The sequence below is a fragment of the Microbacterium paulum genome, from assembly GCF_015707995.1.
Lineage (GTDB): Bacteria > Actinomycetota > Actinomycetes > Actinomycetales > Microbacteriaceae > Microbacterium > Microbacterium paulum.
Window position 1 is genome coordinate 1 of sequence record NZ_JAAGRY010000081.1, and the last position, 11,200, is coordinate 11,200.

Annotated in this window: 11 protein-coding genes; 7 read left to right on the forward strand and 4 right to left on the reverse strand. The window is 63.6% G+C overall.

Features of this window, described 5'->3' with window-relative positions; all coding sequences use genetic code 11:
• The first annotated feature begins 289 nt into the window (after nt 1-289).
• The 3 genes from G3N18_RS14435 to G3N18_RS14445 are packed head-to-tail and all read left to right on the forward strand — an operon-like array spanning nt 290 to nt 1,867.
• A complete protein-coding gene (locus tag G3N18_RS14435; protein ID WP_196384969.1) occupies nt 290-655 on the forward strand; it encodes a hypothetical protein in 366 nt (121 codons plus the stop codon).
• A gap of 47 nt (nt 656-702) precedes the next feature.
• The gene (locus G3N18_RS14440; protein ID WP_196384970.1) at nt 703-1,269 is read left to right on the forward strand and encodes a hypothetical protein; all 567 of its coding nucleotides are present in this window, start codon (nt 703-705) and stop codon (nt 1,267-1,269) included.
• Nucleotides 1,259-1,867 (forward strand): HAD domain-containing protein, encoded by a 609-nt coding sequence (locus tag G3N18_RS14445; RefSeq protein ID WP_196384971.1) that lies wholly within the window; start codon nt 1,259-1,261, stop codon nt 1,865-1,867. Before G3N18_RS14440 ends, G3N18_RS14445 begins: the two co-directional genes overlap by 11 nt.
• 77 nt (nt 1,868-1,944) lie before the next feature.
• Here G3N18_RS14445 and G3N18_RS14450 read toward each other — a convergent pair whose 3' ends face one another.
• Nucleotides 1,945-2,247 carry a hypothetical protein gene (locus G3N18_RS14450; protein ID WP_206693288.1) on the reverse strand — a complete coding sequence of 101 codons (303 nt, stop codon included), beginning with the start codon at nt 2,245-2,247 and terminating at the stop codon, nt 1,945-1,947.
• Nucleotides 2,248-2,949: 702 nt separating this feature from the next.
• A complete protein-coding gene (locus G3N18_RS14455) occupies nt 2,950-3,525 on the reverse strand; it encodes a hypothetical protein (protein ID WP_196384973.1) in 576 nt (191 codons plus the stop codon).
• Nucleotides 3,526-4,480: 955 nt separating this feature from the next.
• Here G3N18_RS14455 and G3N18_RS14460 point away from each other — a divergent pair.
• Together G3N18_RS14460 and G3N18_RS14465 are read left to right on the forward strand one after the other, a co-directional pair.
• A complete protein-coding gene (locus G3N18_RS14460; protein ID WP_196384974.1) occupies nt 4,481-5,404 on the forward strand; it encodes a hypothetical protein in 924 nt (307 codons plus the stop codon).
• A 2-nt stretch (nt 5,405-5,406) separates the two neighbouring features.
• On the forward strand, nt 5,407-7,767 hold the full coding sequence (locus G3N18_RS14465; RefSeq protein ID WP_196384975.1) for a glycoside hydrolase domain-containing protein: 2,361 nt from the start codon (nt 5,407-5,409) through the stop codon (nt 7,765-7,767).
• Nucleotides 7,768-8,523: 756 nt separating this feature from the next.
• Here G3N18_RS14465 and G3N18_RS14470 read toward each other — a convergent pair.
• Together G3N18_RS14470 and G3N18_RS14475 are read right to left on the reverse strand one after the other, a co-directional pair.
• Nucleotides 8,524-8,835 (reverse strand): hypothetical protein, encoded by a 312-nt coding sequence (locus G3N18_RS14470; RefSeq protein WP_206693289.1) that lies wholly within the window; start codon nt 8,833-8,835, stop codon nt 8,524-8,526.
• Nucleotides 8,836-9,792: 957 nt separating this feature from the next.
• The gene (locus tag G3N18_RS14475; RefSeq protein WP_206693290.1) at nt 9,793-10,074 is read right to left on the reverse strand and encodes a helix-turn-helix domain-containing protein; all 282 of its coding nucleotides are present in this window, start codon (nt 10,072-10,074) and stop codon (nt 9,793-9,795) included.
• Between the two features lie 111 nt (nt 10,075-10,185).
• Here G3N18_RS14475 and G3N18_RS14480 point away from each other — a divergent pair, with 111 nt between their 5' ends.
• Together G3N18_RS14480 and G3N18_RS14485 are read left to right on the forward strand one after the other, a co-directional pair.
• Nucleotides 10,186-10,653 (forward strand): hypothetical protein, encoded by a 468-nt coding sequence (locus G3N18_RS14480; RefSeq protein WP_196384978.1) that lies wholly within the window; start codon nt 10,186-10,188, stop codon nt 10,651-10,653.
• Between the two features lie 20 nt (nt 10,654-10,673).
• The coding region (locus G3N18_RS14485; RefSeq protein ID WP_196384979.1) for a hypothetical protein at nt 10,674-11,200 on the forward strand (527 nt) is incomplete at its 3' end.

Sequence of the window (11,200 nt, forward strand, 5' to 3'; positions counted from 1 at the left end):
AACTGGATGAAAGCCCTCGAGCAACTCTCGATCGTCTACCCCGAGCGCATCAACCGCTACCTCTAACACCCCGAGGCAAGGCCCACTTACACACACAACTTGACAAGCTCGACCCGTGTTCCGCATCCCCCGCTGGGCCCGCGCGCGCAAGGCCCCCGCGTTGCCGGCGCGCACTGACAGGCCAACCGTGGATCCCGTCTCTAGGGCCGCCCGATATGCGGTGGCGGAGTCAATCGCGGGCCGGTACCCGACGGTCGCGCGGGAGAGGGAGCCGCCGTGGGCGCCGTTGGTGGAGCTCGCCGGCCCAGTGTTCACCGCGGAGGCCATCACCGTGCACCTCCGCCTCACCTGGCGGGAAGTCGAAGCCCTCGCCGCCGACCATTCGCTCCTCGCGCTCACCACCGCGGACCGCGCCACGGTCTACCCGTCCTTTCAGGTCGTCGGCCGGCGCCTCATTCCCGGGCTCGGGCAGGTCCTCCGGGCCCTCGCCACCGGGGTCGACGACCCCTGGGCGTGGCTCACGTGGTTGCGCGCCACCCCACCTGCCCGCGACGGTCAGCTTCCGCGGCGCAGCCGCTTGGATCAGCTCCTCGGCGGAGACATCGACGAAGTCACAGCCGCCGCCCATCACACTGCACACGCGTGGACATCATGACAGGCGCCACGCCCGAACCTCCGGGGAGCTCGCCGGAGGCTGCCGCAGTGCAGATGATCGCCGAGGTCACCGCTCGCGCGGACCTCGAATGGGCGACCTCAGACCAGGCGCCACCCGGCGTACGAGTCGTCGCGACAGCCTCCGGCGCCCTCTACTTCCTCGACAACTCCGACCCAGACCGGGACCCACGCGTCACCCGGTACCCCGGTCCGGCGGCCGGCGCCCTGAACGACGGGCAGCCCCTCCCCGGCGTGCACGCGTACACGTTCGACGTCAGAACCCGGATCGGGGAGATCTTCTGGTGGAAAGACGATCCCGCGCAGTACGACAACCCGACCCTTCCGTACATCGGAACGGTCCGCGCCACCAGCCGCGTTTTGCTCATCGCCCGCCTCAGAAACCCCGACCCGGCAGAACTCCCGTCCACCCTCGCACTTATCCGCGAGTGCCTGAACGCTCTCAGCGACCCGCGCCTTAACTCGGCAATCGTCATCGAGCAGCACGACCGCCACAACGAACAACCTCCAATCAGTCACACCAGGCTGACCCGCCGTCTCGGTGAGCCGCCCACCCAGACCCCCGCAAACCGAGAGGAGAACGCAGATGAACAGTGATCGGTACCGCCCGGTGGTCGCGGTCGACGTCGATGGGGTGCTCCGGGGTCTGACCGAAGTGTTCGACCCGGCAGTGTCCTTCGCCGTCACGATCACCATGCATCGGGATGCCTACCCCACCTACCTCCACGGGCGACCAGAATGGGACGAGAACGGGGAATCTACCGACACCGAGTACTTCTCGCTCGCCGGCGCTGCGTGGATCCGTGACCTCGTCGCGCGGGGTGTCGACGTTTGGTGGGCCACCACCTGGCAAGAACACGCCAACACTTACTTCGCTGGCCCCCTGGGTATCCCCTCACTACCCGTCGCCGTCACCGGTCCCGGGAGGCGCGGGTGGAACTCCGGAACATGGAAAGCCGCATACCTCGCCCGGCAATTCGACGGACGCCCCCTTCTATGGGTCGACGACAACCCCAGCGACGGGGCGTCCCTCCTCGAACAGCTGCGGCAACCCGACGACCGAGCCCTTACCCACACCTACCGGGTCATCGACTTCCTCCACGGAATGACAGACACCGACGTCACCGCAGCGAACGAGTGGATCTCCCTCGCCTCCACCGCCGAGGGGCAAGAGGAGCTTCGTCGCCGAGCCTAAATGCTCGAAGTGCGCGGAGCCGGAGCGCCAAAGTACCCACCCGCCGATATGGCGGCGGATGGGTACTTACCGGGTCGTCAGCCGCCGAGGCTCTTCACGGTCGACAGGATCATGACCGAGTCGTGCTCAACGCATGACGCGTTCAACCCCTGCATCGCGGCCTGGAAGGCATCGTCGAAGTAGTCGGCACCCGATTCCGCGACACTCCGCACCTCGCTCGCATCGCCATCGACCTCGGACCGATTCTTCGGATAGACCGTCCACGCCAGTTCCACCGCGGCTACCCGCGCGTCATACGCGGCGTCGTCGAGCTGGCCGGCGTCTCGCAGCCCTCTCGCGTTCCACGCAATGGTGTTCAGCCCGCTCGCCCACCCGCACACCCACTGCGTGTCCGGCATCCGCGCCATGGGGTCGGCCGGTGCGCTTGAGCTCGCCCCCGAACGCGGTGTCGGAGTATGGCTCGGCGTCTCGGCCGTGGTCGCGTTCTGAGCGCAGCCAGCTAATGAGACCGACAGCGGTCCCATGATCACTGTTGCAAGCAGGACAAGTCGCAACCGATGTGTACCTCGTCGGTTTCTGATCGGCATCCGATTCAACCGATCAGATGTTCAGTTCGTTGTACATGATGTCCGCGGACCACGTGCATGGCCCTTGATAGGAACCATTGCCTGAGAAGTGCGTCATCAGGGAGTTGAGATAGAACGTGCCCCGTGGAATCTGCGATGACCCATTGGGTTTGCGCATCGTCACCCATATCCCCATGTTGAAGTAGTGGGAAGGTCCGCGCGCGATTTGTGTGCCCCCGGGGTCGCGCACTGCGAGAATCATCTCGTTGTTGCAGGTGTCTGACGTCGGCTTCCACGCGACTAGGTTCTGGACGTATGAGTTGTAACGAGGGACGTCGTGGTGGATGACCTCGTTCTGAGGGTTCGTGACGTACCCCGTGCTATCCGTTACCGCATGAGCTGCGCCGACACCACCTGCGGCGAGTGCACCCGCAAGCAGTGAGACTATGAACGTCTTGGTGAACCGTCCTCGCGAGTACGTACGCCCGTTGCTCCGAGTTGCGCCAGTCTTCATGATCACTCCGCCTCCATGGGTACACAGTCTGTTTCGTACTCGAGTGTGCTCGGTCGCACGCCTTGCTTCTGCGCCTCCAAGGCGAGGCTGTCCTGGTAGGCGCTGAAGCCGTCCAGCGACTCTGAAGGGAGGGCGTCGGCAAACGCATCGAGGTGTTGCGCCGCCTCAGCCTTCCACGCTCCCGTCTTTGCTAGGGGCGTCCGTCCGGCGTCCACGGAGAGCCAGCTGCAGCGCACGTACTGGCGGACGATGGTGTCGAAGAGCCCGGCCTCATAGTAGTTAGCAGCTTCAGGCTCGGGCTGGGTAAAGATGCGGGGTGCGTCACCAGGGAGGGTCTGTCCTGGGGGAAGCGCTTCCGTGTTTCGCGCCACCGCTTCCTGCCAGGCCGCTTGGACGTCTCCCTGGGCGACTAGCGCCTTGGAGTTGCCGTCTGCTTGGAAGGCAGCGCTCGCGGCGAGCGTCGTCCCGGCGCCAAGGGTGCTGCCTGCGCACACCAGCCCCGCGATGATCAGCGCGGGGGCGATTCGGCGCCGTCGACTTCCGATTTCGTGCACTTCATACCGGTTTCGTTTGTTCAAAACTGAACCTTTCTCGCGTAGGGGAGCGACGTCGGTGTCGGCTCCTACTACGAGTTGTCCTCGAGTGTCAGAATGGTTCCAGGGACCTGATGGGAGCAACTGCGCCCCTTTGGGAGGCGTCACTCACCTATCCAGCAAAGCGCCCGGTGGATTGACGAGTAGCGCCGCTGATCTCTGACTATCTGCCGGGTTCTCGTTCTTGTTATCGTCGCGAGTGGTCGTTCCTCGCTTCACCCGTCTCGCGTTCGCTTGCACCGCACCTCGGCGCCCTCAAGCTCGGGGATGACCCGGCCTTCGACCAGAGCGAGGAAGACACCCACGTCCCACGACGAGTCAATACCGACGCTTGACAATTACGCGGCGCGCTCTGGTGATGATCGGGCGGCCGACCTCGAGTTCAAGCAGACGACTTTCAGACTCGACGCGCTCATCGTCTAGGTGGGGGCTTTCACGGCGTAGATCGCATCAGCCGGATGGGGCTGGTCGTCGTTTCACTGCTCATCGATCAGACCAGCGCGGGCAGAGTAGCGATGCTACGAACACAGGTGCGCCGTGCGCCGCGAGCACTCACGGCCACCCGGTCGCAATGCTGGAGCCCGAGTCGAGAAACCGACTTTCGCGCTCATCACGGTTCCCCGGATCGGCTGGCATCCGCCCGTCGGTGATGGACGCCACCCCGATGTCGGAACCGTTACCGCCGAGTGGACATGACATAGGGAAGCGAAGCAGGTCCGTCGGACGCCAAGGCGTTGATAACTCTCCACGAGCTAGGCGGCATGCGAACGCTTCCTGCCAGGCGCCAATGGGTGCGCAGGAAGGGATGGTCATGTACCTCCGAGAGGGTCAAACGCCCGCGTCCTCGTGGGCCGGCGTCGCCGCCGAGAACGCGGGGTCGCCCGAGCCGTGTGAGCGGACTGCAGTGCGCGGCGTATTATCGCGCCGCAGTCTGATCTTGATGACTTCGGCCGTGTTCGTGGGCGCGCCATTGTCGGACTTGCTCGCCTTACCGGGCGCTGCCAACGCCAGCGTCACTGTAGCGACGCCGCCCACTGTTCGTGTTTCCTCGACGCTCACCGCGGCATGCTTCAGTATCGATGGAAAGCGACGATTCGAAGTCGACATCCCGAGCGTGCTCGACGTCGACGAGGGGTTCACCGGACCGATTTCGCTCACGTGGGACCCACGTGCGTTCGAGCTATCGGAGATGGCGACCCTCGTCTTCTCCGACCGCAAACCTTGCGCGGAGTTGGTCGCATCTGAGTCGGGTCCGGGGACGCTGACTTTCGCCATCCCCGCGTCGGTGACCCGCGTTCTGCTGCGCCCGCGTTCGATCCTGAGCTATCCGAACGATCTGTTCGATGACCCTGTTCTCTCGTCACTGAAGGACGGGCTTCAGGCAACGAGTTTGCCGCTCCGTACACAAACAGCGGCAGCGTGGGGCGTGGAGATGTACGTCAGTTGGTTCCCGTACGAAGACCGGTATATTCCAGCCCTGGTTGAAGTGCGCAGCGTTGGTCCCCATCCGACGCCGAACGGCCTCACTGTTGAGCTTCGGGTGCCTCGTTCGACGCTCGGCGAGCTCGCGCCGGATCCCTTGGCTGAGTCGAGCCGAGTGGATCGCGCCGGCGCCAAGCCCGGGCTCAGCGTCGTCATCGAGCCGCTCCCCGCAGGCTCAATGCGGCAGGTGACGTTCGAGCTTCCGGATGACGCTGCCGAACAAGAGCCGTCGAACCCAGGACTCACCGTCGTGCCTACGGCCACTCTCGTCTTTACGGAGGGTCTAGGAGTCAATGCCCGGGACACCGGAAGATACTCGTCCGCGCCTGTCACGGCGTCCGGCTCCGCGCTGTCAGATTTCACGCACCCAGAGAAGGCGTAAGCATGCCGGGAGATTCGCAGATCGTTTCCGTTCAGAACTGGTTGAACGCCACCTACGGGTGGCATTCCCAGTGGGTCGCGGCCCCCACCCACGGTTTCACCGGCTGGGACACCATCTATGCACTCACCCGCGCGCTGCAGATCGAACTGAACATTACGACGCTCGCTGACGACTTCGGCCCAACTACCGAGTCCCGGTTCGTGAGCGTCTTTGGGGCGTTGTCACCCGGCACCACCGCGGGCAGACCAAACGTCGTACGCATTCTGCAAGGTGCGATGTGGTGCAAAGGCTACTCTGGCGGCTACGACCCGGGCGTCTTCGATCAGGACCTGCTCGATTCGATAGCTGTGGTCAACCTCAATCTTGGGCTATCTGCATCGGTCACCTCGGTCAACGTCAAACTGATGAAATCGCTGCTCACCATGGACGCTTACACCCGAATCGGTTCGGGCACTTGGGACAAGCGGGAAGTCCAGCAGTGGCTGAACGGCAAGTACTCACACCGTCAGGACTTTCCACTTCTCCCGTGCGATGGAGTCTTCTCGCGCAATACCCAACTTGGATTGATGTATGCCATCCAGTATGAACTCGACATGGTCGATGGCCAGGCCAACGGGAACTTCGGCCCAGGGACGAAGTCTGGCCTTCAGTCAAATAGCTATGTGTCCCTCGGCTCGACAGATTCGGCGAAGAACTGGGTCAGGCTCTTCCAGGGCGCGCTCCGCTTCAATGATTACTCGACACCGTTCTCCGGGAGCTTCGATAGCAACACGAAGAACGCGACTGTGAACTTCCAGACCTACGCGGAGTTGTCTTCGACGGGCGCCGGGACGTATGCGACGTGGGCGTCGCTCCTCATCAGCACCGGCGACTCGACCCGGCCTGGAGCAGCCAGCGACATGATGACGCAACTCAGTACCGCACAGTGCAATCTGCTTTACCAGAATGGCTACCGCACCGTTGGCCGATACATCTCCGTGCTCAGCAAGCGATACACGCCCGGGGAGCTGGGACGCATCTTCGCGGCCGGCCTGAAGACGTTTCCGATAATGCAGGAAGCGAACACGTCCGTAGCTGACTTCACCTACGAAAAGGGAGTTGACCACGGCTTCCAAGCGTTGAGGCGGTTGCGGCAGCTGGGGTTTAAGGGCGGAACCACCGTCTTCTTTGCCGTCGATTTCGATGCCCTCGACGACCAAATCACGACGAACGTGATGCCGTACTTTCAGGGTGTCGCAAGCTATCTCCATTCGACCTCTGTCGACTACAAAGTGGGGGTATATGGGACGCGCAACGTGTGCGCGCGAGTCATCAACGCCGGTCTCGCATCCGAAGCGTTTATCGCATCTATGTCTTGGGGCTGGAGTGGGAATCTTGGCTTCAAGCTCCCGCCGAGTTGGTCCTACGACCAGATCGCCGGCTTGACACTCACAAACTCCGCGACGAGTTTGGAGATTGACAAGAACGTGCAGTCCGCTCGGGCACTTCCCGCGGGCAGTGCAGACGTGCTGCCCACTCCGCTTGTATCGAAGCCGCCGCTGACAGAGTTGCAGTTCGACGAGGACAACTTCTGGTATCTCGTCGAGCTTGACGTGCGGGCGGAGCATGCGACCGGACGAGCGGACGGTATCTCTGCGGATTTTGTCCTGCAGTTCCTGCAGCATCTTCAATGGCAGTACACGCAAGGTCCGTGGCCCGCCTACACGCCCGACTTGGAGGACCTGATGCCTCCGTCGAGCGCCCAACTCGTGCGCGACCAGCGAGCGTCGTTCGCTGGGGTCGCTCCCGGGCCCGTTTCATGGGTTCAACCGAGGCTGAGCCACTGGGCAGCCACCCTGCGTGGATATCGCAACTGGGATCTCGTTCCGTACGCCAAGAGCACCTGCATCTTGCCAGACGTCGGAGGCTGGGCAGGGGATCTATTGAATGCGTGGAACGACTACTACCTCCACCACCGGAGTTCCTATACCGGAACGCTGCGAGAGTGGTTCCGCGAGAACGTGGGTACAGAGTCCGCGGGTTCTCGGTTTTCTGCGGACGACTTCAGCGCCGACATCGACGCATTTCTGTGCAGGATGATGGATCAGTCTGTATTGACGAGGCCGATCTCTGACTATGTTCGAGAGATTGAAACCCAATGCGGCCTGGATTCTCATTGGCGCTACGCACAGTTCTACCAACAACGGTTCGACAGCTCTCGCACTACTTTGGAGGCGGCTGTAGTGGATATCTTCCAGAGCGGCGCGATTTGGGTGCACTTTCCAGTCAGGTACTTCATCGAAGACAATGCACGTATGCCGACCTCAGCGGAAGCGGCGCTGATCGCGCAGGGATTTGCGGATGCCCTCCTCGACCGGGTCTAGCACGCGGCCAGCTGCTGTTGGACGATTCCGGCGGAGTGCTCGAACGTGGATCGTCGGGGTGCTCTACGTTGCGGTCGTCATCGCGAGCGCCCTCGTCGCGGCCAACTCGGGCAGTCAGGCAGCGGCAGAAGCAGGTCGTTGTCTCCTAGCTGAGCGGAATGGAGCGTGGGGAATCTTCGCGACCGCCGGGCTGGGCGCCGTTCCCCTCGTCGGTGAGATCCGATGGTTGCGAAGGTCACTCATGCCCTCTGCGAGGTGGACGGCGGCGATGTTGGCTGTGGTCGTGTTCGTCGGGCATCTCGCGTTGCTCGCTGCCTTCGGCTTCCTGCTCATCCGCCCGGGAGCCAGCACGGAGTCAAACCTCGCGAACCTCGCGACGATACCTTTCAGCTTCGCGCCAACCCTCGCGGTCGCGTGCAGCGTGACCCTGCTAGCGCCGTCGTGGAAAAGCGCTGTGGCTCGCAGGGTCACCGTCGTGTGCGCTGTCTGTGCATGTGTAGCCGGAGCTGCAATCGCGTGGATCAGTCTGATGTCACGATGCTGAGATTGCCCGCGTCCGGCCCGGACTAGGACAGGATCACGAGCGGGCGGTCACTGATGTGAGAACGACTCGCCCCGGCATGTCCGGAGAGTGTTTTGCTGGTTTCACCCGATATTTCCGACCGGTTCGTTGCGAGCGTAGTCGAGCTGTTCGACCTCGAGGGGCGTGAGGTCGTCGATGGAGCCGTGCGTGCGCTCCGTGTTGAACCAAAGCACTCAGGACGCGGTCGCCGCCTCGACGTGATCGACGTCCCGCCACGGCCCGTCGTGGTGGATGAGCTCGGACTTGTAGAGCCCGAGCTGAGACTCCACGAGGGAGTTGTCGTACACCTCGCCGACAGACCCGACCGACGGGCCGATGCCCTCCTCGACGAGCCGGTCGGTGATAGTTATCAGCCAGCTGATAGCCCGGGCCCGGTCGAACTCGATGTGGATCATGTACGGTTCTGGCCCTGACTTGGTGGCCGGGTCGATGCCGGGGTCGATGTCGAGGAGTTCTTTCGAATCACCGTGTGTGGTCCCCTTCACCTTCAACCATGCGTTGCGGGACACCACCGCCCTCAGGGTGCAAAGGATGGCCGAGCTGAGGACGATGGCGCCGAACGAAATGGGGGGCCCGGCGCCTCCGGCGGCAGCGCCTCGGTGAGCAGCGGGAGGAGCCAAAGCGCTGTGAGCGCGTAGACGCTGAGGACGACGGCCGCGAGGTCACGCGGCATCGAGCGCGGGTTCTGGGATAGCGAGAATGCGCACCGTGACGTCTTTCGCAACCGATTCGACTCGGTTGCGCTGGGCGGCCTGGACAGGTTCACAGGCGCCCTCACCGGCGCTACCAATGCTGAATCCGGTGCGCTGGGCGAGGAGACCACGCGCGTACTCATCGAGAACGAGTGGGACGGTGTTTTTCGGGACAGCGACGATGCGGGAAGCGAAAGGGTCCGCCCCCGGCACGGCCTCGACCTCGTCATGTTTGTGGACGGCGGGGTCGTCGCGTTCGAGGTGAAGACCCGGCGCGTGACCCGCGACGCTGGACGTCTCGCCCGCGCCGGGAACCCTCGTCGCCCCGGCTTCGGGTTTCCCGCGGAGTCGGTCTTCGTCAAGGCAGCGACGAGTACGTAGCGGTGCGCGAACCGGTTTATCGACGCGGGTGGATCCAACGGGGCGTTCTCCATATGTTGCATCGAGTGTGGGCGCGAAGTGACCCGGAGTTGCGGGCGCACGCCCTAGAACTGCGCTGTCGCGCGACTCGTCGGCTGGTCGGCCGCTCAGAGTCGCCGCAGGGTAGAGAACGTGCCAATGTTCCTCGCGCGCCCGCTCTTCACGCTCGCTGCGCTGCGAGCGTCGCGGGTGCCTGCGCCAACGTCGCAGAGCACCCGCACCCGATCCGCGGTAACTAGCCGGATCCCGTACCCGTCCCGAACCCGGTGGACTCGGGTCGCTGCGTGTGCCACGGCCGTCCACACCGGGCTCACGCCGAACGGAACGCCGTTAGCGGGGAAACAGGATCCGCATGTACTCCTTCTCGCACCGCGCCGCAGCGCGCTCATCGGCCTCGTGCAGCGCGACGAGGAGGGCCGCCATGATTCGTTGCACAACGAAGAACCCCGGCTCTGGGCTCGATCCGGAGCACAGCCTGCGGACCGTTCCGATAGACACGCTCGCGCGTTGAGCAAGCTCCTGCTGCGACATCCCCGCGCGGGCGCGGGCGCGCACGATGAGGTCCACGAGCCGGCGTTGATCCGGCCGTCCAGAGGCCGCGACGGCGCGCATAGAACCCCCAAGAGTCATTCTTTTAGCGCTATTATTGTAGCGGCGATGCACACTTAGCCCCACCATGGGGGTGGCTGTTGATATCGTCGGCCAGAGGAGAGGAGTGCTGACATGTCCAGTGGTGTCCAGCAGCTCGTCGTCGACGTCCATGACCGGAGCATTCAAGCGGTCGACAATCCCGCAGACTTGGATCCCGAGACCTTCGACCAGCCCGACAAGGGAGTGATGATCCCTCGCTTCGGGACGCAAGCTCTCCTCCTCCTCGCGTCGCGCGCCGTGGACTACGGTTACACGCTTCTGCACGTTGGCCTCCTCGACCGTTCGATGACACCTCTGAGCATTGACGAGGAAGAGCGCGTCGAAGACGAGCTGGTGGAATCGCTCAGGAGTGGAGACCTGGCGAACGCGAGGCGCGTCATGACAGGTGCGCGCGGGCCGCTTACCCCCGTTTCTTTGGAGCTGATGAGCGCACATAACGAGCCTGTGCACGTCGGGTGGCTTGGCGACCTCAGGGTCGAATCTTGCGCACCGGTGCGCGATCTGCTGATTCCAGCGTGGAACGGGCTGCACCTCGGCTGATGAAACTCGCCTTACGCCAGGTGGTGGCCGAGACCGCCACGCTCTCTGTGGTCGTACTCGCGACGTTCTGGTTCGCTCCGCAACTCGCCGTGGCATACCCCGACTGGCATCCGCTGGTGCACTACGCCATCCCCACTGTCGGCGCAGCCTTACTGGTCGCACTGCTCAAGACATTCGTCTTCGCTCGTGCTCATGTGAGCGTTGAGTGGACACGCAAAGGTGAGAGCTCGCCACTTCGCGAACTCGACGCGGAGGTGAAAAGGGAAAGCAAGTTCGGGCTGCACGAGTACGTCGCGACAGTGGAGTTCCAGAGGGCATACGGGCTCGGATGGGTTGCCCTTCAGGTCGGCACTCGCACGGGTGTGTGGATCCGTGCAGAGGGAGTCCACGCGCAACTGCGGTCGACACGCATGTGGCAGGACGGTCCAGATAATGAGGCTCTTCGGACTTTAGGTGGGGGTGGTGGGGTCGAGGCCGCCGGCGATGAGGAGCATGCGGAGTCGGTAGTTGTCGTAGTTGCGGAAGCCGCGGGCGACGCGGCGGGCGA

Bases quoted from the DNA above. Each gene is read 5' to 3' on its own strand.
- G3N18_RS14475 (WP_206693290.1), bottom strand. From the start codon at position 10,074: ATGCGCGCCGTCGCGGCCTCTGGACGGCCGGATCAACGCCGGCTCGTG.
- G3N18_RS14445 (WP_196384971.1), top strand. From the start codon at position 1,259: ATGAACAGTGATCGGTACCGCCCGGTGGTCGCGGTCGACGTCGATGGG.
- G3N18_RS14465 (WP_196384975.1), top strand. From the start codon at position 5,407: ATGCCGGGAGATTCGCAGATCGTTTCCGTTCAGAACTGGTTGAACGCC.
- G3N18_RS14480 (WP_196384978.1), top strand. From the start codon at position 10,186: ATGTCCAGTGGTGTCCAGCAGCTCGTCGTCGACGTCCATGACCGGAGC.
- G3N18_RS14460 (WP_196384974.1), top strand. From the start codon at position 4,481: ATGACTTCGGCCGTGTTCGTGGGCGCGCCATTGTCGGACTTGCTCGCC.